The following is a 19742-nucleotide window of genomic DNA, read 5'->3' as shown; positions in this document are numbered from 1 at the left end:
CAGAAATTGCCTTTCGGCCTGTTGAAGAAATTGTGTTTGCAATGACGGGGTGGAAACCCGCATCGTCACGTCCTACATTCAAGCTCCCACCTCAATAATCCCCGGGAGTTCATCATGGAACAACGTCGTCTTGGCCGTACGGGCCTCACTATCGCTCCATTGGTCTTTGGCGGAAACGTCTTCGGCTGGACCGCTGACAAGAAAACTTCCTTCGATCTGCTCGATCGGTTCGTTGATGCGGGCCTCAACGCCATTGATACTGCGGATGCTTATTCGCGCTGGGTGCCGGGCAATGAAGGTGGCGAGTCCGAAACCATAATCGGCGAATGGATGAAAGAACGAAAATCCCGCGACAAGGTGGTGATAATCACCAAGGTTGGCTCCGATATGGGACAAGGCAAGAAGGATTTGTCTCCCGCCTACATTGCAAAGGCCGCCGAAGCCTCCTTGAAACGGCTTCAGATTGAAGAAATTGACCTTTATCTTTCGCATTGGCCGGATCCGGACACACCATATGAAGAAACCCTTGCCGCGCACGAGAAGCTGCTCAAGGCTGGCAAAATCAAATCAATGGGCTGCTCCAATCTCGACGCTGATCAATTGCGGAAATCGCTTGATGTGGCCAAGAATAAGGGGCTGCATCGCTACGATGTTTTGCAGCCGGAATATAACCTTTACGATCGCGCAAGCTATGATGGCCCACTGCGCGATCTCTGTATAGCTGAAGATATCGGCGTCATCACATATTTCAGTCTCGCGAAAGGCTTTCTATCCGGCAAATATCGCAGCGAAGCCGATCTTGGCAAAAGCCCGCGGGGCGGCGGTGTGAAGGATTATCTCAACCCCCGTGGAAATCGTATCCTCGCAGCCCTTGATGATATATCCGCCAAGCATAAGGCAAAACAGGCCGAAGTCGCATTGGCCTGGATCATCCACCGCGATGGCGTAACTGCACCAATTGCCAGTGCAACATCGCTTGAACAGCTTGATAGTCTGATCAAGGCTGCCACTATGGAACTCAGCAAAGATGATTTGGCGACGCTTGATACTGCCAGCGCCTGATCTGCCCTAGGCGTCATGAAAGCCGTCACAATCACCTGTGACGGCTTTTTCATTGAAGCCAGCAATCAAAAAGACTATTGGTGCGCCATGTCACATAAACCCGTACACATTATTGGCGGCGGTCTCGCCGGTTCCGAAGCATCATGGCAGCTCGCAGAGGCTGGCATTCCCGTTATCCTGCACGAAATGCGTCCTGTTCGCGGCACAGATGCCCATAAAACGCAGGACCTTGCAGAGCTCGTATGCTCCAACTCCTTCCGTTCCGATGACGCCGAAACTAATGCTGTTGGCGTGCTTCATGCGGAAATGCGTCTGGCCAATTCACTCATTATTGCCTCTGCCGATGCCCATCAGGTTCCGGCCGGCAGTGCGCTTGCTGTTGATCGCGATGGTTTTGCGCAGGCAGTTACCGCGAAAATCGAAGCTCATCCACTTATCACTATCGAGCGCGAAGAAATTACCGGCCTGCCGCCAGCGGAGTGGGACAAGGTTATTATCGCCACCGGCCCGCTGACGGCGCCTTCACTTGCCGAAGCAATCGGCAATGAAACAGGGGCGGACTCCCTCGCCTTTTTTGATGCAATTGCACCGATCGTGCATTTCGATTCCATCGATATGAACACTTGCTGGTTCCAGTCGCGCTACGATAAAGTTGGCCCCGGCGGCAATGGCAAGGACTATATCAACTGCCCCATGTCAAAGGAGCAATATGACGCCTTCATTCAAGCATTGATTGCGGGCGACAAGACCGAATTCAAGGAATGGGAAGGCACGCCCTATTTCGATGGCTGCCTGCCAATCGAGGTCATGGCAGAACGCGGACCGGAGACATTGCGTCATGGACCGATGAAGCCAATGGGTCTGACCAACGCCCATAATCCGACAGTGAAAGCCTATGCGGTGGTGCAGTTGCGTCAGGACAATGCGCTTGGCACGCTCTATAATATGGTCGGTTTCCAGACCAAGCTGAAATATGGCGCGCAGACTGACATATTCCGCATGATCCCGGGCCTTGAAAATGCGGAATTTGCCCGGCTGGGTGGACTGCATCGCAACACTTACCTCAATTCACCGATTTTGCTTGATCCGACCTTGCAACTGAAATCCCGGCAAGGACTGCGGTTTGCCGGACAAATCACGGGATGCGAAGGCTATGTTGAATCCGCGGCCATCGGTCTTTTGGCGGGCCGTTTCATGATTGCCGAGCGTTTGGGTCAGCCAGTCACGCCGCCCCCTCTGACAACGGCTTTCGGCGCGCTGCTCGGACACATTACCGGCGGGCATATCGTATCGGATGAAGAACCCGGCAAACGTTCATTCCAGCCAATGAATGTTAATTACGGGTTATTCCCGCCGATTGAAGCGCCCGTCTCTGAGGGCAAGCGTTTGCGTGGCAAGGAAAAGACCAATGCCAAAAAACGCGCCATGAGCGCCCGCGCACTGGCAGATTGCCGTGCCTGGCTTGGCCTGCCCGCTGTCGCCGAGGCCGCTGAGTAACCCAATTTATTCAGCAGTAGCGCTTTGCGTGCTTCGACAAGCTCAGCATGAGGTGACATTGCGCCTGGCATAATAGTCTCAAAGATTGCAGGATTTAGCGTCCTGCAATCAGACCCCATTCCTCATGCTGAGCTTGTCGAAGCACGCAAATTGCTTTTGCAAAGGTGCTTTAAATATGCAGCGCGTGTCCCAGTGCTTTCAGCGCAGCTTCCTGGAAGCCCTCGCTCTGCGTTGGATGGGCATGGATTGTCCCGGCTATATCTTCCAGGCGCGCGCCCATTTCCAAGGCCAGTGCAAACGCTGCTGACAGTTCGGAGACTCCGGTTCCAACCGCCTGAATTCCCAATACAAGATGATTGCCCGCAGCAGCAACCACACGGACAAACCCCTCCTCGCCTTCTTGTGTCATGGCGCGGCCATTGGCAGCAAATGGGAACAGACCAATTTTGACCTCGTGCCCGGCCTGCTTTGCCTCTTCTGGCGAAAGGCCGACAGTCACGATTTCCGGATCGGTAAAGCAGACAGCTGCAATGGCTCGCTTGTCCCAGCTGCGATTATGCCCGGCGACGATTTCTGCCACCATCTCGCCTTGTGCCATGGCACGATGGGCCAGCATTGGCTCGCCTGTCACATCACCGATGGCATAGACGCCCCGCATAGAGGTACGGCACTTGTCGTCAATGCGAACGAACTTTCCGTCCATGTCCAGAACAACTTCCTCAAGCCCCCAACCGGTGGTCACAGGCTTGCGGCCGACAGTTACCAGTATTTTATCCGCTGCAATCCTGTCATCCTTGCCATCAGCCGTTTCGATGAGCAGGGCATCACCCTTGGTGCTCACCCCTTTTGCTTTAACTCCGGTAAGAACTGTCACACCTAAGCTATTGAGACTCTTCATGATTGGCCGCGTCAGCTCTGCATCATACTGTGGCAGTATTTTTGCTTGCGCTTCAACAACAGTGACCTTTGATCCGAGTTTGGCATAGGCAGTGCCAAGCTCAAGGCCAATATAACCACCTCCCACAACCACCAGTTTTTCGGGCACAGTTTCAAGTGAGAGAGCTTCGGTGGATGAAATGACATTGCCGCCAAATGGCAATGAAGGCACCTCCACCGGCGCAGAGCCTGTTGCGATTACAATGTTTTCAGCGCGGATGATTTGCTGGCCCGTCAGGGTTTCCACTTCGACGGTTTTTCCGTCGCGGAACTTTGCCCTGCCCGTGACGATCTTCACATTGGCCTTCTTCAAAAGTCCGGCTACGCCATTGTTCAAACGGCTGACAATTCCGTCTTTCCAAGCGATAGTTTGCGTGAAATCGATTGCCGGGTTGCTGACGGATATGCCTAGAGGCGTCTGATTTGCTGCAAAATGCGCAACCTTTGCAAATTCATCAGCGGCGTGAATCAACGCCTTGGAGGGTATGCAGCCGACCATCAGGCAAGTGCCGCCGACCTTGGCCGCTTCAACAATCACCGTATCAACATTCAGCTGCCCGGCACGAATAGCGCAGATATAGCCACCCGGACCGGCGCCAATGACCAGCAGTTTGCAGGAAATATCCTTCATGGCTCAGTCCTCAACAAATATCATGGCTGGCGTTTCGAGAAGCGCCTTGATGCGCTGGATGAATACGGCGGCATCCCAGCCGTCGATAACCCGGTGGTCGAAGCTTGACGACAGGTTCATCATCTTGCGCGGTATGAAGGCAGTGCCGTCCCACATGGGCCGGATCATGATCTTGTTGACGCCGATGATTGCTACTTCCGGGTGATTGATCACAGGCGTGGTCACCACGCCGCCCATGCTACCGAGTGAAGTGATCGTTATCGTCGAGCCACTCAGCTGTTCACGTGTCGCTGTACCCGTTTTTGCAGCATCTGCCAGCAGATTAACCTCTGCAGCACAGTCCCAAAGCGTTCTTGCCTCGGCATGTCTGACCACCGGCACCACGAGGCCGCCAGGCGTCTGCGCGGCAATCCCGATATGCACGCCCCCATGCTGATGAATAATATTCGCCTCGTCATCATACAGAGCATTGAGCTGCGGCTGATCGGCAATGGCCTTGACCATGGCCCGCATCAAGAACGGCAAGATCGTCAGCTTGGCCTGATCCGGGCGCCTTTTGCTATTCAGGGCTGCCCGCAGCTCTTCCAAGGATGTCACGTCGATTTCTTCGACATAGGTAATATGCGGAATCCGGGATTTCGCGATTGCCATTTTCTCGGCAATCTTGCGGCGAAGCCCGACAACCTTGATCTCCTTGACGGAATTGTCCGGGCTGAGCGCTGCACTACCGGGTTTCTGCGAGCCGCGCGCGAAGAAGGCATCAAGATCTTCGTGAGTAATCCGGCCTGCCGGTCCTGTGCCGCTCACTTGACGCAAATCAACGCCGGAATCACGCGCACGCTGGCGTACAGCTGGAGAAGCCAAAGGCTTTTCACCTTCGCTGCGCGGCGCGCTCGTATTGAAAACAGGTTTGGCAGCGGGCTTTACAGCTTCCTGTGGCTTTGCAGCAGCTGCTGCAGGCTTGCTCTGGGACTTTGCGGCCTCGGCAGGCTTTTCATCCGGTGCAGGCGCTTCAGCCTTGGCAGGCTTGGAGGGCTCCGTGGCTGCCGGTGCATGGCCCTCGCCGTCGATCTTCAGGCGAATGATCGGCGAGCCGATCGGAATGACCTCACCGATCTCACCGCCAAGCCAGATAATCTCACCATCGACCGGCGACGGGATTTCCACCGTTGCCTTATCGGTCATCACGGCGGCAAGAACCATATCCTCGCGTACCAGATCACCGACCTTTACATTCCATTCGACAAGCTCTGCTTCTGCAACGCCTTCGCCGACATCCGGCAGCTTGATGACATATTCGCCCATCTTAGAGCCCCTCCAGCGTTTCAACCAGCGCACGCCCGACCCGCGATGGCCCGGGAAAGTAATCCCACTCCTGGGCATGGGGATAAGGCGTGTCCCAACCGGCAACGCGAGCCACCGGCGCTTCAAGCTTATAGAAACAATGTTCTTGCACGAGTGCCGCCAGTTCCGCGCCAAAGCCCGATGTCAAGGTCGCCTCGTGAACCACGACACAGCGCCCGGTTTTTGAAACGGATTCAATAATCGTTTCGAGATCGAGCGGGAGTAATGTGCGCAGGTCGATGATTTCCGCATCAATATTATGTTCAGCTGCAGCGGCCTCTGCCACGTAAACCATGGTGCCATAGGTCAGGATCGTTAGCTGTGAGCCTTCACGGCGCTTGATGGCTTTGCCCAGCGGCACCGTATAATGACCATCAGGCACTTCGCCGAGATCGTGCTTGGACCACGGCGTGACTGGCCGGTCGTGATGTCCATCAAACGGACCATTATAAATGCGCTTGGGCTCAAGGAAGATCACCGGATCCGGATCTTCTATTGCCGCAATAAGCAGCCCCTTGGCATCATATGGGTTGGACGGCACAACCACCTTCAGGCCCGAAACATGGGTAAAAAGCGCTTCCGGGCTCTGGCTATGTGTTTGCCCACCGAAAATGCCGCCGCCGACCGGCATGCGCACGACCATCGGGCAGGTAAAGTCGCCATTCGAGCGATAGCGCAAGCGTGCAGCCTCCGAGACAATCTGGTCATAGGCGGGGTAGACATAATCTGCGAATTGGATTTCAACACATGGCTTAAGTCCATAGGACGCCATGCCAATTGCAGCTCCGACGATGCCCGCCTCATTGATGGGCGCATCGAAACACCGCGTCTTTCCATATTTTGCCTGCAGCCCTTGCGTGCAGCGAAAGACGCCACCGAAAAAGCCGACATCCTCGCCGAACACAACCACGTTTTCGTCGCGTTCCATCATTGTATCCATTGCATCACGAATGGATTCGATCATTGTTTTGCGTGGCATTTGGCTTAAACCCCCGCCTGCTGACGTTGACGACGCAGATGCGGAGGCATTTGTTCATAAACACCCTCGAACATATCGCGCGCTGATGGCTTGCCTCCGGCATGCAATGTTCCGAAGCTTTCGGCTTCTTTCTGCGCAGCGATGACTGTGTCGAGTATCTCGGCTTCGGTCTGGGTATGACGCTCTTCCGACCATGCGCCGCGTGCAATCAGGTGGTTCTTCAACCGAACAATAGGATCGCCCAGCGGCCAGGCCTCCGACTCCATCTTGGGCCGATAAGCAGATGGATCATCCGAGGTCGAATGCGCGCCGGCGCGATAGGTGACGTATTCCACCAGCGTCGGGCCCAGATTGCGGCGCGCGCGCTCGGTTGCCCACTGCGCCACTGCAAAAACCGCGAGGTAATCATTGCCATCGACGCGCAGCGCCGGAATACCGAAACCAAGGCCACGCGCTGCAAATGTACCTGAGCCGCCGCGCGCAATGCCTTGAAATGTCGAAATCGCCCATTGATTATTGACGATATTGAGAACTACCGGCGCCTTATAGGTTGAAGCGAAAACCAGCGCGGCATGGAAGTCAGACTCGGCCGTGGAGCCATCGCCGATCCATGCGGCAGCTATTTTGCTGTCTTTCTTGATGGCGGATGCCATGGCCCAGCCAACACCTTGAATATACTGGGTGGCCAGATTGCCAGAGATCGAGAAAAAACCGTGTTCTTTGGAAGAGTACATGATTGGCAGCTGCCTGCCCTTCAACGGATCGCGCTCGTTGGAGTAGATCTGGCACATCATTTCAACCATGGGATACCCGCCGGCGATCAACAGACCAGCCTGACGATAGGTCGGAAAATTCATATCGCCCTGCACCAGCGCCTTACGGAAAGCGCAACTGACTGCCTCCTCGCCAAGATGCTGCATATAAAATGAAGTCTTGCCCTGCCGCTGGGCGATCTGCATACGCGCATCGAACGTGCGCAGCGTCATCATATGGCGCAGACCTTCAACCAGCTGATCGTCGGTCAGCAGATTTGCCCATGGCCCGACAGCCTCGCCTTCAGGGTTAAGCACACGAATAATCGAAAATGCGAGGTCACGCATGTCTTCAGGGTTTGTATCGACATCGGGGCGTCTCACCGAGCCTGCATCGGGAAAGGTGACGTTGGAAAAATCCGGCGTACCGCCCGGACGCACAGCCGGTTCAGGGACGTGCAGACTTAGCGGGCCAAACTCAACACTACCATTGTCCGACATTATGCAGACCTCCCAATCGATTATGCCTTTGTCCATAATAGCATAAAAGACCAATGGGACGGCAACGGGCCGTTTGGCACAATCGAATTGCTGTATCTAGAGTTTTGAATCAGAAGTCAGACATAAACGCCTGATTTAATTAGGTTTACCAAGTATAATATTGGAAATCCTGGCTTTCAATGCCAATAAAAAAGCAATGATGCGCCGGTTCTGGTGCGGCGCATCGATTATTTCATTCAAAGAGTGGCACTATTTTGTAATGAAATGTTCGATCAAGCGGTCAGAAGCCTATGCCGCCGCTATCGACAACATGCTTCGGCGCGCATTTTCGCGAATAGCATCGCGGTGAATACCGTTGAGCAAGGAAAGCAGATCATCATTGGCGGCGGCGGGAACAGCCCCTGCATAGGCCTCTAACCCCGTAATCTGCTCAATCATTGCGCGCGCGACATCATGCAAACCCAGCTTGCGCTTGCCGTTGATAATATCGCGCCATGCCTGAACTGCGGTGTACAGGGAAGCGTGCGTGCTTTCGGCCAGACCCGCAGCGCTAAACAGCGCCCCCAGCACGTTCGGACGGCCATCAATGAGCAGGCCGCGCACGCGACTATGCTTGTAACCGGACAGCGCAACAAGGATCGCGCCGAAGAAATCGATCTGTCCTTTCGCAACCACCCGAATGACAAAAGCTGTTGTTATGTCTCCGCGCAGTTGTAGGTGTTCAACGAGAGCCGGATATTCTTCGATAGGCGTTGCGGCAACGAGGCCGATGGATGCTTTAACACAGGCATCATGTGTCATTCGTTCCGCTCTGCGACCTCCCATGAGTGCCTGCACAATATTCATCTGGCACAGCGCCTCTGCGGTCTTGACTGCAAGCGAGTGGCGGCAATCGGCTGGCAGGCTTTCATGATCGACGAGCAATGCACGCACTTCGGCAATATGTCCTGACCGTTCAAGCAGTCGACGATAACTCACCGGCATTATTTTCGCCTGTGTATTGGCCAGCAGCTCCAGTATGGCATCGGTCTCGCCAACTTCGATAATGGCGGCACAAACAGTTGGCGAAACGCGTGCCCGACCGGCAATGACGCGTTGCGCCTCGCCGCAACCACTCACAACACAGTCAATCAGGTCACTATCGCTGAGCAAAACCGAGCGGCCGAGCATATAGGTCGAGATTTCAATCTGGTCGCGTGCGAGACTAGCAACGATATGGGCAGGAGCGCGGACACTTGTAGAAAACGCCTCAGCCAGCGCGAGGCGCACTTTTGGCGAAGAATCGTCCAGCAGGAGCGTTAGTACAGCCTCTGTCGCGCAACGCTCATCATTGTCGAGTTCTGAATGCAGATAGATATGCGCCAAAGCCGCCGTTGCATGACAACGTTGCGCCACTGACGCATTCTCGATCATTCTGAGATATTGCTGTACCGGCATCCCTTATCGCCCCCATTTTTTCTAGCAAAAGCCTAGCGGAAAAAGGTTTACGATCAGTTCACCATATCCATTAACCATGACGACAAGGGTTTTGCCCCTGTTGCGATCCGCAGAGCACCGTCATAATGTCCCGCAAATCATTGCGGAGGTTCGAAATCATCATGGCTGGATTGTATCTGGAAGAGTTCGAGGTCGGACGCGTTTTCAATCATTCGCTTCGCAAAACGATCACTGAAAGTGACAATATGCTATTTTCGGTCATGACATTGAACACCCAGCCGCTGCATATTGACTTTGATTTTGCCAGCAAGACAGAATGGGGAAAGCCTCTCGTCAACTCATTGTTTACGTTGGGTTTAATGATCGGTATTTCTGTCAATGACACGACGATTGGCACGACAATTGCCAATCTCGGCATGACCGATGTCACTTTTCCTTCCCCGCTATTTCATGGCGATACAGTACATGTTGAGACTGAGGTTATTTCAACACGCCCGTCCAAATCCAAGCCTGATCGCGGCATTGTCGAGTTCGAACACCGTGCCTTCAACCAGCATGGTGTTCTCGTTGCAAAATGCACGCGGCAAGCCATGATGAAATCAAAGAGTGCGGCGTGATGCGCTCGCTCCTGTTTGTTCCCGGCGATTCGGAAAAGAAACTTGAAAAAGGACTCGCCAGCGAAGCCGACATGCTTTTGATCGATCTTGAAGATTCGGTAAGCGCAGAGCGCAAGGCCGCCGCGCGGCAGATCACCGCTGATTTTCTGAAATCGAACCGCGGTACGGCCTCGCCTCGCCTTTTCGTTCGCATCAATGATCTCTCCAGCGGTTTCGCCGATGATGATCTTGCCGCCATTATGCCGTCGCTGCCCGTTGGCATTCTTCTGCCCAAATCCAATAGCGGTAAGGATGTGACGCGGCTTTCGGTGAAACTGAATGTGCACGAAGCGCAGGCAGGGCTTTCTGAAGGCGTCACGCAGATCATTGCAATCATTACCGAGACTGCAATTGGTACCTTGTCTGCAGCCACCTATCCGGATGCATCCAAACGATTAATCGGCCTCAGTTGGGGTGCGGAAGACCTTTCGGCAGTTATCGGCGCAACCGCGGTGCGCAACGAGGCGGGTCATTACACGGACGTGTTTCGCATGGCTCGCGCCTTGACGGTCCTTGGCGCATCCGCCGCTGATGTTGCGGCCATTGATACGGTCTACATCGACTATCGCAATGAAGAAGGTCTTGCCCGCGAATGCACCGAAGCCGCGCGCGATGGTTTCACAGCCAAACTGGCAATTCATCCGGCCCAGGTCGCAATCATCAATCAGATTTTCACGCCTTCGGCTGAAGCGGTCGATCAGGCAGAGCGTATCGTTGCAGCCTTCGCGGCTGAGCCCGCTGCCGGTGTAATTGGTATTGATGGTAAAATGTTCGACCGCCCGCATCTGAAGCGGGCGGAGCGGCTCATTGCCAGAGCGCGATCATTTTGATCTTACGCTAGCCTTTCCACGGCCCCGAATATTCGGAAAGTACCGCATCCACTTCCGGGCGAGGCCGCTCCGGCACTTTCTGCGCGCAAGTTCCAATATGAACAAACCCCGTGACCCGCTCATGTGGGGCCAGCCCTAGCAGCGCCCGGCCCTTTTCGTCCGACGAGTACCAATTGCTGATCCAATTGGTGACATAGCCCAATGCATTGGCGGCCAGGCAAAGCTTCATCGCCGCCGCACCCGAGGAAAGAAACTGCTCCCACTCCGGAATATGATGTTCAACTGGAGAGAACACCACGCCAATGACCAGCGGAGCGCGAGCAAAGCGCTTCAGTTCCTGCTCGCGGCGTTGTTCAGTCAGTGGCCCTTCACGTTCTTCACAAAGTTCGGCGAGATATTTCCCGACTTCGACACGTGCATCACCCCGATACAGAATAAAGCGCCAGGGCGTCAGACGACCATGATCCGGCACGCGCGAAGCAATCGTAATGATCTTGCGAATCTCTTCGTCAGATGGTCCTGGAAGGCCGATGGCCGAGATCGGGGTGGAGCTTCGTGTCGACAAAAAATCGAGGATTGGATTGGATGAGGAAGTGTTCATGGAATAATCGTAGCGACCCTGTTGCACTATTGCGCGGACAATGGCTTCGTTTTGTCGGTCAAGTAAAGACATGAGAGCGAGAAAAGCCTTGAAATTGCCATCGGCTTCGGATCAAAAGCTTGCATGGGCGTATTCCAGACAATTGCCACGGGCAGCATTTTCCGCAAACCCTTGTTTGCTATCGCGGCATGTGCGTGTCTGGCGTCGGGACCAGTCGCATTTGCACAGTCGCTGACACCGGATTCACCGGAAGTCGCCCCGCTTGAGCTACCCACCATTGCGCCGCCCGCCGGTAAAGGCGATATACCTAAAATTCCCAATCTGAATGAATATGCCAATCCAAAGGCTCCGCAGAACAATCCGCTGGTCAATGAGCCCGAGCTTGTTGTTACTGCAAAACTTTCAGACGAGAGTGAAGCGATTGGCCGGGGGCTGGTATGGCGGGTATTCTCACCCGATCCCGGCCCCGACGGCAAGCTGGCGCTTCTCGCCACTGCCAAAGGCGGTACCACTTCGTTCAATCTTGCTCCCGGCAGCTACCTGATCCACGTCGCCTTTGGCCGTGCTGGCGCAACCAAGCGCATTTCCATGACACGCGCCAAGCGCACTGAAACAATGATTCTCGATGCTGGCGGGATCAAGCTTAATGCTGTGCTTGCTGGCGGTGGTCGCATTCCTCCCGATCGTCTGCGATTTTCGATTTATGAGGATCATGAAGACGCCAATGGCGAACGCGCTTTGATCATTCCCGATGTCAAGCCGGACAGCGTTGTCCGTCTGAACACTGGAACCTATCAAATCGTGTCAAACTACGGCACGGCGAACGCCGTCATTCGGTCTGACATCCGCGTTGAGGCAGGTAAAATCACGGAAGCGAATGTTGAACACCGCGCGGCACTGATGACGATGAAACTGGTGCGCGAAGCTGGCGGCGAAGCGCTTGCCGATACGGCTTGGTCTGTTCTCACCACGTCAGGTGATATTGTCCGGGAAAGCGTGGGGGCTTTCGCATCCATGGTGCTTGCGGAAGGTGATTATGTCATCATCGCCAAGAACAAGGACAAGATTTACCAGCGTGACTTCAAGGTTGTTGCCGGTCGCAATCAGGATGTGGAGGTCATCGCCTCCAATGGCGCAAGCACGGCGGCAAGCGCCAACCAGCCGGCGAAAGGCGAAGAGCCGCTGGACTGACCCCTACCATCTGCTCAAAACAGGCTGCATGGCTGCTTTGCGTGGTTCGACAAGCTCACCATGAGGAAGATGGTGTTTTGCATGACAGCCGCCACGGTGCAGGTTTTGCCTCTGTAACCTCCACCCTTCCTCATGGTGAGCTTGTCGAACCACGCACCACATGCGCAAATTCACTAAACGCCAGCGACATGAGTATTGAGCTCTTATTTGCTCGATGAACCCGGCTGCAGCGAAAAAACAGCATTATAGAGATATTGCAAAAGCGTCTGGCGATCTTCCAGCACCTTCAATTCATCCCAACTGATGATATTGCCGATCCGCACATTGATGGATTTACCGGAAAGACGCCGGAATTCTCGAATCAACAATGATATGCGCAGCGTCATCGATACTTTGCTGGCGAGGTGAAATAGCCAGCCATTCTGCCCGCTGAAGTAGACTGGAATGACAGAAGCCTGTGCTTGCCTGATGAGCTTGGCAGGGAATATTTTCCAAGGCAGATCTTCCGCACGACCAAAACCCTTGCGCGCTGTCGCAACACCGCCTGCTGGAAAGACAATGATTGTCACGCCTTCCTTGAGCAAGCGCACTGCTTCGTGCCGCGTTGCCATGTTCATCGCCATGGCTTCCTTGGTTTCGTCGAAACATACCGGCAAAGCATAAGGGCGGATTTCCGGTACTTTCAGCAGATCATTATTGATCAGCACGCGGAAAGGCCTGCCCAATTGTTCGGCCAGCGCCAAAGCTGCGATGCCGTCTCCAATACCGAATGGATGATTAGCAATAAGCACCAGCGGCGTGTTAGGCAGATTTTGCGGCGGCCACTGATCCGGCCCCTCTAACCTGATGTTGATCAGTTCCATCATGCGGCAAAAAACATCGATACCAGCAGGGACTATCTCAGTTCGCCATACATTATACAGCCCGACATAATGATTTCTGCCCGAGATCGCCTCAATCGAGCGGATCAGCCATTGCGTAAGGCGCGTCTGAGTATCGTTGGCATAGGAAAGTTCGGAAAACTGCACCGCGTGAAAACCCCGGAGGTTAATTCGGGGATTATCCCGGATATTTGTGACAGCGCGATGAAATCACCGCGCTGTCAACGGCATTGTCATTCGGCAGCCAGACGCAGAAGATCGGGAGGCGTAGCCTCGTGCTTCAATTGCTGTATTGCCTCGTCCAATGAGAGAGAAGTCTGGTTTTGCGAACCAAGACGGCGCATATTCACTGTCCGCTCTTCTGCTTCACGCATGCCGCAAACGAGAATCACCGGAACTTTCTGCAAGGAATGCTCACGCACCTTGTAATTGATCTTCTCATTGCGGAAGTCGGTTATGACCTGAAGACCCGCGGCTTTCAGCTCCTTGGCGACCTGACGGCCATAATCATCGGCTTCCGTCGTGATCGTCGCAACCACAACTTGCACCGGCGCGAACCATAGCGGCATGTGACCCGCAAAGTTCTCGATCAAAATGCCGAGAAAGCGCTCCATGGAACCGCAAATGGCGCGATGGATCATAACCGGCTGCTTCTTCTCCGATGTTGAGTCGATATAAAATGCACCGAAACGCTCCGGCAGGTTGAAGTCGACCTGCGTCGTGCCGCATTGCCACTCACGGCCAATAGCGTCTTTCAGCGTATACTCGAATTTGGGGCCGTAAAACGCACCCTCGCCCGGCAGAATTCCAGTTTTGATGTCGTTTGACTGTTGCTGGATCTGCTCAAGTACGCCGGTCATGACCGCCTCGGCACGGTCCCACAATTCATCCGAGCCAACGCGTTTTTCAGGACGGGTCGAAAGCTTGATCGTGATCCCTTCGAAGCCGAAATCCTTGTACACTGAAAGGATCAGATCATTGATGCGCAGGCATTCTGCGGCCATCTGCTCATCCGTGCAGAACACATGCGCGTCATCCTGCGTAAAGCCACGCACACGCATCAAGCCATGCAACGCGCCTGATGGCTCATAGCGATGCACATTGCCGAATTCTGCAAGGCGCACCGGCAGATCACGGTATGATTTCAGGCCATGCTTGAATATCTGCACATGGCCCGGACAGTTCATCGGCTTGAGTGCAAAGACGCGTTCATCGTCGGTCTCGTCGCCTGCGACCGTCACCTTGAACATATTGTCACGATACCAGCCCCAGTGACCGGAAGTCTCCCAAAGCGACTTGTCGAGCACTTGCGGTGCGTTGACCTCCTGATAGACGCCATCAAGCCGCCGACGCATATAGCTGACCAGAGACTGGAACATGCGCCAGCCCTTGGCATGCCAGAACACGACGCCCGGACCCTCTTCCTGGAAATGAAACAGGTCCATTTCACGGCCGAGCTTGCGATGATCGCGCTTCTCCGCCTCTTCCAGCATATGAAGATAGGCATTGAGATCATTATCATTGGCAAAGGCCGTACCATAAATGCGGCTCAGCATCGGATTATTGCTGTCACCGCGCCAATAGGCACCTGCAACCTTCATCAACTTGAAGGAGTTGCCGATCTGCCCTGTTGAGGCCATATGCGGTCCACGGCATAGATCATACCAGTCGCCCTGCGCATAGATTTTCAGGTCTTGCCCTTCGGCAATCGCATCAACGAGCTCAACCTTGTAGACTTCGCCCTTTTCGGCAAAGACCTGACGGGCCTTTTCACGCGACCAGATTTCCTTGGTGAAAGGCTTGTTGCGGGCGATGATCTCCCGCATCTTCTTCTCGATCAGCGGAAGATCTTCCGGCGTGAACGACTCGTTTTTGGCAAAATCATAATAGAAGCCGTTTTCAATAACAGGCCCGATAGTGACCTGCGTTCCGGGGAAAAGCTCCTGTACCGCCTCTGCCAGAACGTGCGCGCAATCATGACGGATGAGTTCAAGCGCGCGCGGATCATCGCGGGTCAATATTTCGATAGCGCCTGAGGCACCAAGCGGATCAGACAAATCGCGGACCGTGCCATCGACAGCATAGGCCACAGCTTTCTTGGCGAGCGATTTTGAAATGGATTCTGCAAGTTCCGCACCGGTCATGGCGGCGTCATAATCACGCTTTGAGCCATCGGGGAATTGCATCGATACAGTTTTGGCAACTGCTTGCGACATAAGACTTCTCCTATCCAGTCCCGCCAACGATTGCGGGTGGTTTTCTAAAACTCCCGGATTTCTTATCCGGTCGCGGACTTCTAAATGCAGATTGCTTTGAGGTAAAGAGGTTTGGGATAAAAGCATGCATAGATCATGTGCGTGGTTCGACGGGGCTCACCATGAGGAAACTCGTTGATTGCAGAAAGTTGAATTTTCCACGCTGGAGACTATTATTGCAGTACATCAATCTTCCTCATGGTGAGCCCCGTCGAACCACGCATAGCGATTGTGCAGCCAACGCTACTCCTCGCCCCGCTCCTGGCGCAGCTTTTGCCAATATTCCATGCGCTTGCGGATTTCCCGTTCAAACCCGCGCTCCGGCGGATCGTAGAAGCTTTGCCGTCCAAGCGCTTCCGGAAAATAGTTCTGTCCGGAAAAGGCGTCAGGCTGGTCATGATCATAGGCATAACCCTTGCCATAACCCTCACCCTTCATCAGCTTGGTCGGCGCATTGAGAATATGTTTGGGCGGAAGCAGTGAGCCATTGGCCTTGGCCGCTCCCATTGCTGCCTTATAGGCTGTATAAACCGCATTGGATTTCGGCGCCGTAGCGAGATAGACGCAGGCTTGCGCCAGCGCCAGTTCACCTTCGGGCGACCCCAGATAATCATAGGCATCCTTTGCTGCATTGCAGATGACCAGAGCCTGCGGATCGGCAAGGCCAATGTCTTCGCTTGCCATGCGCACGAGCCTGCGTCCCAGAAACAACGGGTCTTCACCAGCATCGAACATGCGGCACAAATAGTATAATGCCGCGTCGGGATCAGAGCCGCGCACCGATTTATGCAAGGCAGAGATCAGATTGTAATGGCCATCCTGCCCCTTATCATAGACAGGAGCGCGCCGTTGCACGATCTGCTGCACCCGTTCCGCATCAAAAACCTCGCCTTCACGCGCCGCGCGCCAAACCTCTTCAGCCAGCGTCAAAATTGCGCGGCCATCACCATCCGCCATGCGTACCAGACTTGCCCGCGCCTCGTCATTCAACGGAAGCGCTTTGCCCTCATGGCTTTCCGCCCGCTCGAGCAATGCCACAAGACTGGTTTCATCATGGGGTTTAAACACCAGAACCCGCGCCCGCGATAGCAAAGCCGCATTGAGTTCAAAGGAGGGATTTTCCGTCGTGGCGCCCACCAGCACGATCGTTCCATCCTCCATGACCGGCAGAAATGAGTCCTGCTGGGCGCGGTTGAAGCGATGAATTTCGTCAACAAAGAGCAATGTCTGGCGGCCGGACATTTTCCGTGACCGTGCCATCTCAAAGACCTTTTTCAGGTCGGCCACACCGGAAAATATCGCAGATATCTGCTCAAATGCGAGATTTGTCTCATTGGCGAGCAGCCGGGCAACGGTGGTCTTGCCTGTTCCGGGCGGTCCCCAGAAGATCATCGATCCGAGCGAACCGGAATCGATCATCCGCGTCAGCGCGCCTTCCGGTCCCGTCAGATGTGTCTGGCCGGTGACCTCGCTCAGGTTACGCGGTCGCAGGCGGTCAGCAAGCGGCCTGCTTCTGTCCGAAGCAGGATCGCCGCTTACTGAAAATAAATCCGCCATGCTCTTGCTGCCTTGTCGCGTCTAAAGCAATTCCAGCAAAAGTGTGAAGCGGTTTTGCGTCCGAAATTGCGTAAAAAAGTTTAGAGCGTCGTTTTTAAAAAGCAAAACGCTCTACCGAATGATCTGACGAATTATGGCACCCCCGCGCTCAAATTCGAAGCGCCAAAGCACGGGATTGGTCGACATTGCCTTGCTAAGATCGGCAATACTGTCAATTGAGGTGCCATTTATGCCCCGGATAATATCGCCGGGTTGCAAACCGATACGCGCAGCTGGAGAGTTTGGATAGACCTTGTCAACAGCAACACCGTCCGTCCCCTCCGGCAAGCGCAAACGCGCGAGGCTTGCAGGGCTTAGCTTGAGAACAAGTGCACCCGAAAGCGGGTTCTTGCCTTGAATCATCAGTTTATTGTCCGCAGAGTCAGGATCGGGCTTTTGCAAAGTCACTGAGACGGACTTTTCCTTGGAACGGCTCAATATGTCGAACTTGACTGTCTTGCCGATGCCCGCCGTCGTCATGCGATATCCAAGCCCATCCGGATTTTCAATGCGAACGCCATCAACATTCAACACCACGTCACCAACCTGCAATCCGCCTTTATCAGCCGGGCCACCTTTGGTGATATCGGTTACGAGCGCGCCGTAAGGCTGTCTCATTCCAAGACTTTCGGCCACATCAGCGGTCACGTTTTGGAAAGCAGCGCCGATATAGGGGCGCTCGAATGTGTCTGCGCCGCCCTTGGCTGTATCAACAACTGCGCGCACCATATTGGCCGGTATGGCAAATCCGATTCCAACGGAGCCACCGGACTTGGAGAAAATTGCGGTATTCACACCGACAAGTTCTCCATCCATGCCAATCAAGGCACCGCCCGAATTACCGGGATTGATGGCCGCATCGGTCTGAATGAAAAAATCAAAGTCGGAAATACCGACGCGCGTGCGCGCCTGTGCCGAGACGATACCGCTCGTCACAGTCTGACCGACACCGAACGGGTTGCCGATAGCCAGAACCAGATCACCCACCTCAACCTTGTCGGAATCTGCAAGTTTCAAAGATGGCAGCGGTTCGCCGGCATCAATTTTCAATATGGCCAGATCTGTCGACTCATCCTTGAGAAGGACTTTCGATTCAAACTCGCGGCCATCTGACAGCGCGATTTTTACGGTGTCAGCGTCGCGGATGACATGATTATTGGTTACGATAATACCCGAACTGTCCACAATCACGCCGGAGCCAAGGGACGACTGAACGCGAGGCGGACCGCTAAACTGTCTCCCACCGAAGAACTGTTCAAAAAATGGATCACCCGCAAAAGGCGAGCGTTGCTGAACCGAATGGGCCGCGTAGACATTGACCACAGCGCCTGCCGTCTGTTTGACCAGTGGCGCAAAGGATAATTGCGCCTCGGTGCGGCTTTCTGGCACTTGCTTTGTAGTATCTGCAGTCTGCGCATAAACCGGAAGAGCGGTAGCGGAAAAGACAGCCGCACCAAGCAAAATCGCCCGGGCCGAAGCGCCTATTGTCGAGCTTCGCGAAACAGAACCCATATTAATCTCCGATAGCTAATGAATCAGTCAAACTGCTTCGACCAATGTGGTGATTTCGAGCGAGGATACCAGCTATTAAACAAAGCAAATTTGAGACATATCGTTTCACCATCAGCTTATTTGATGCGACTTCCTCTTTAATCGGCATTCAGATAATATGCACCAAACAGGCAATGGACGATTGGGCAATATAAGAGGCCATTTCCGGATTTATCCGAGCGGCAATCCTGGCATACAAATTGTCGAGGCAGCTACGCGCCATTCTTTTGCGCGCCATACACATGACCAGTTCGGCATTGGCGTCATTCATCAAGGGGCACAAAAATCCCTTAGCGGGCGCGGTACTGTGGAAGCCGGACCGGGTTATGTCATCACCGTCAATCCCGGCGAAATACATGATGGCGTACCAATCGGCGATTCAGGCCGCTCTTGGCGGATGATCTATTTTGACCCCGCTCTCATTGAAAATATCATTGATGATATTAACGAAGGTGGTGCGACCACAACAGAATTCACTGAACCGGCCATGGATAACGCCCTCGCCGCCAAACAATTTCAGGAGCTTTTCAGCGCTTTGACGCGCAATGCGCATGAGCCGCTTCTTCCTGAAGAAAAACTGATTGACCTGCTTTCCATCACGCACAAAAAACCAGCTAAATCAGAACCGATCCCCCCTGCCATTCATATGGTGAGGCAGCACATAGATGATGCACCAACCGCATCATATACTTTGTCGGATCTGGCAAAAATAAGCGGCCTCAGCCGCTTTCAGGTTCTGCGAGGCTTTGCAGCGGCAACTGGCTTTACCCCCCACGCCTATCTTATGCAGCGACGCGCCGATATTGCCCGCCGCCTGATCTTGCAAGGCATGGCGCTTGCAGAAACTGCGGCAGCTAGCGGCTTTGCCGACCAAAGCCACATGAACCGCATTTTCGCGCAAAAGTTTGGATTGTCGCCCGGTTCCTATGCGGCATCGCTATAGTAAGCCTCCGGCCATCTGGCGATAAGCGCTGCAATCCTGTCCAAGACGCTGCCAGCATTCCTTGATTTAATCCTTCTCCATAAGAGTAAGGAGCTTAGT

Annotated in this window: 16 protein-coding genes; 6 read left to right on the top strand and 10 right to left on the bottom strand. The window is 54.2% G+C overall.

Going from position 1 to position 19742, the window contains the following annotated elements; translation table 11 throughout:
• The first annotated feature begins 114 nt into the window (after nt 1-114).
• Both V9K92_RS10225 and trmFO read left to right on the top strand, forming a co-directional pair.
• Complete coding sequence (locus V9K92_RS10225; RefSeq protein WP_337353884.1) at nt 115-1062, top strand: aldo/keto reductase; 948 nt, start codon at nt 115-117, stop codon at nt 1060-1062.
• Between the two features lie 87 nt (nt 1063-1149).
• Nucleotides 1150-2559 carry a methylenetetrahydrofolate--tRNA-(uracil(54)-C(5))-methyltransferase (FADH(2)-oxidizing) TrmFO gene (gene trmFO, locus V9K92_RS10220; protein ID WP_337353952.1) on the top strand — a complete coding sequence of 470 codons (1410 nt, stop codon included), beginning with the start codon at nt 1150-1152 and terminating at the stop codon, nt 2557-2559.
• A gap of 169 nt (nt 2560-2728) precedes the next feature.
• On the opposite strand, the gene lpdA is transcribed toward trmFO, so the two are convergent.
• The 5 genes from lpdA to V9K92_RS10195 all read right to left on the bottom strand — a co-directional run bounded on the left by lpdA (nt 2729) and on the right by V9K92_RS10195 (nt 9139).
• Complete coding sequence (lpdA, locus tag V9K92_RS10215; protein ID WP_337353883.1) at nt 2729-4126, bottom strand: dihydrolipoyl dehydrogenase; 1398 nt, start codon at nt 4124-4126, stop codon at nt 2729-2731.
• A 3-nt stretch (nt 4127-4129) separates the two neighbouring features.
• Nucleotides 4130-5431: a dihydrolipoamide acetyltransferase family protein gene (locus V9K92_RS10210; protein WP_337353882.1), complete on the bottom strand. Its 1302-nt coding sequence runs from the start codon at nt 5429-5431 to the stop codon at nt 4130-4132.
• Between the two features lies 1 nt (nt 5432).
• Nucleotides 5433-6449 (bottom strand): transketolase C-terminal domain-containing protein, encoded by a 1017-nt coding sequence (locus V9K92_RS10205; protein WP_115055356.1) that lies wholly within the window; start codon nt 6447-6449, stop codon nt 5433-5435.
• A gap of 5 nt (nt 6450-6454) precedes the next feature.
• Nucleotides 6455-7702, bottom strand: a complete 1248-nt coding sequence (locus tag V9K92_RS10200) for a 3-methyl-2-oxobutanoate dehydrogenase (2-methylpropanoyl-transferring) subunit alpha (RefSeq protein WP_115055358.1) — start codon at nt 7700-7702, stop codon at nt 6455-6457.
• Between the two features lie 288 nt (nt 7703-7990).
• Nucleotides 7991-9139, bottom strand: coding sequence for a DUF2336 domain-containing protein (locus V9K92_RS10195; RefSeq protein WP_337353881.1), 1149 nt, complete (start codon nt 9137-9139; stop codon nt 7991-7993).
• A 125-nt stretch (nt 9140-9264) separates the two neighbouring features.
• On the opposite strand from V9K92_RS10195, the gene V9K92_RS10190 reads away from it, so the two are divergent.
• A complete protein-coding gene (locus V9K92_RS10190) occupies nt 9265-9756 on the top strand; it encodes a MaoC family dehydratase (RefSeq protein WP_337353880.1) in 492 nt (163 codons plus the stop codon).
• Complete coding sequence (locus V9K92_RS10185; RefSeq protein ID WP_115055362.1) at nt 9756-10625, top strand: HpcH/HpaI aldolase/citrate lyase family protein; 870 nt, start codon at nt 9756-9758, stop codon at nt 10623-10625. The genes V9K92_RS10190 and V9K92_RS10185 overlap by 1 nt, the downstream gene beginning before the upstream one ends.
• Nucleotides 10626-10632: 7 nt before the next feature.
• Here V9K92_RS10185 and V9K92_RS10180 read toward each other — a convergent pair whose 3' ends face one another.
• Complete coding sequence (locus V9K92_RS10180; RefSeq protein ID WP_115055413.1) at nt 10633-11226, bottom strand: nitroreductase family protein; 594 nt, start codon at nt 11224-11226, stop codon at nt 10633-10635.
• Between the two features lie 123 nt (nt 11227-11349).
• On the opposite strand from V9K92_RS10180, the gene V9K92_RS10175 reads away from it, so the two are divergent.
• Entirely contained in the window at nt 11350-12417 is a 1068-nt protein-coding gene (locus V9K92_RS10175; protein ID WP_337353879.1) for a hypothetical protein, read from the top strand.
• 203 nt (nt 12418-12620) lie between these two features.
• On the opposite strand, the gene V9K92_RS10170 is transcribed toward V9K92_RS10175, so the two are convergent.
• From V9K92_RS10170 to V9K92_RS10155, 4 genes are all read right to left on the bottom strand, one after another.
• On the bottom strand, nt 12621-13445 hold the full coding sequence (locus V9K92_RS10170) for a lysophospholipid acyltransferase family protein (RefSeq protein ID WP_336441841.1): 825 nt from the start codon (nt 13443-13445) through the stop codon (nt 12621-12623).
• A gap of 86 nt (nt 13446-13531) precedes the next feature.
• Nucleotides 13532-15514, bottom strand: coding sequence for a threonine--tRNA ligase (gene thrS / locus V9K92_RS10165; protein ID WP_337353878.1), 1983 nt, complete (start codon nt 15512-15514; stop codon nt 13532-13534).
• A gap of 282 nt (nt 15515-15796) precedes the next feature.
• Nucleotides 15797-17110: an AAA family ATPase gene (locus tag V9K92_RS10160; RefSeq protein ID WP_115055370.1), complete on the bottom strand. Its 1314-nt coding sequence runs from the start codon at nt 17108-17110 to the stop codon at nt 15797-15799.
• Nucleotides 17111-17221: 111 nt separating this feature from the next.
• A complete protein-coding gene (locus tag V9K92_RS10155) occupies nt 17222-18661 on the bottom strand; it encodes a DegQ family serine endoprotease (protein WP_337353877.1) in 1440 nt (479 codons plus the stop codon).
• A gap of 157 nt (nt 18662-18818) precedes the next feature.
• On the opposite strand from V9K92_RS10155, the gene V9K92_RS10150 reads away from it, so the two are divergent.
• Nucleotides 18819-19643, top strand: coding sequence for an AraC family transcriptional regulator (locus V9K92_RS10150; RefSeq protein WP_337353876.1), 825 nt, complete (start codon nt 18819-18821; stop codon nt 19641-19643).
• Nucleotides 19644-19742: the final 99 nt, after the last annotated feature.

The sequence above is a fragment of the Phyllobacterium sp. CCNWLW109 genome, from assembly GCF_037203905.1.
In the GTDB taxonomy this organism is placed as follows: domain Bacteria; phylum Pseudomonadota; class Alphaproteobacteria; order Rhizobiales; family Rhizobiaceae; genus Phyllobacterium; species Phyllobacterium ifriqiyense.
The sequence above is the reverse complement of the archived record's forward strand: the minus strand, read 5'-3'. Positions and strand labels throughout refer to the sequence as shown.

What these genes read in the sequence shown, in the direction of transcription:
- V9K92_RS10175 (WP_337353879.1), top strand. Translation starts at nt 11,350, where the DNA reads ATGGGCGTATTCCAGACAATTGCCACGGGCAGCATTTTCCGCAAACCC.
- lpdA (WP_337353883.1), bottom strand. Translation starts at nt 4,126, where the DNA reads ATGAAGGATATTTCCTGCAAACTGCTGGTCATTGGCGCCGGTCCGGGT.
- V9K92_RS10180 (WP_115055413.1), bottom strand. Translation starts at nt 11,226, where the DNA reads ATGAACACTTCCTCATCCAATCCAATCCTCGATTTTTTGTCGACACGA.
- V9K92_RS10210 (WP_337353882.1), bottom strand. Translation starts at nt 5,431, where the DNA reads ATGGGCGAATATGTCATCAAGCTGCCGGATGTCGGCGAAGGCGTTGCA.
- V9K92_RS10195 (WP_337353881.1), bottom strand. Translation starts at nt 9,139, where the DNA reads ATGCCGGTACAGCAATATCTCAGAATGATCGAGAATGCGTCAGTGGCG.
- V9K92_RS10200 (WP_115055358.1), bottom strand. Translation starts at nt 7,702, where the DNA reads ATGTCGGACAATGGTAGTGTTGAGTTTGGCCCGCTAAGTCTGCACGTC.
- V9K92_RS10185 (WP_115055362.1), top strand. Translation starts at nt 9,756, where the DNA reads ATGCGCTCGCTCCTGTTTGTTCCCGGCGATTCGGAAAAGAAACTTGAA.
- V9K92_RS10150 (WP_337353876.1), top strand. Translation starts at nt 18,819, where the DNA reads ATGCACCAAACAGGCAATGGACGATTGGGCAATATAAGAGGCCATTTC.
- trmFO (WP_337353952.1), top strand. Translation starts at nt 1,150, where the DNA reads ATGTCACATAAACCCGTACACATTATTGGCGGCGGTCTCGCCGGTTCC.
- V9K92_RS10160 (WP_115055370.1), bottom strand. Translation starts at nt 17,110, where the DNA reads ATGGCGGATTTATTTTCAGTAAGCGGCGATCCTGCTTCGGACAGAAGC.
- V9K92_RS10190 (WP_337353880.1), top strand. Translation starts at nt 9,265, where the DNA reads ATGTCCCGCAAATCATTGCGGAGGTTCGAAATCATCATGGCTGGATTG.
- V9K92_RS10225 (WP_337353884.1), top strand. Translation starts at nt 115, where the DNA reads ATGGAACAACGTCGTCTTGGCCGTACGGGCCTCACTATCGCTCCATTG.
- V9K92_RS10205 (WP_115055356.1), bottom strand. Translation starts at nt 6,449, where the DNA reads ATGCCACGCAAAACAATGATCGAATCCATTCGTGATGCAATGGATACA.
- V9K92_RS10155 (WP_337353877.1), bottom strand. Translation starts at nt 18,661, where the DNA reads ATGGGTTCTGTTTCGCGAAGCTCGACAATAGGCGCTTCGGCCCGGGCG.
- thrS (WP_337353878.1), bottom strand. Translation starts at nt 15,514, where the DNA reads ATGTCGCAAGCAGTTGCCAAAACTGTATCGATGCAATTCCCCGATGGC.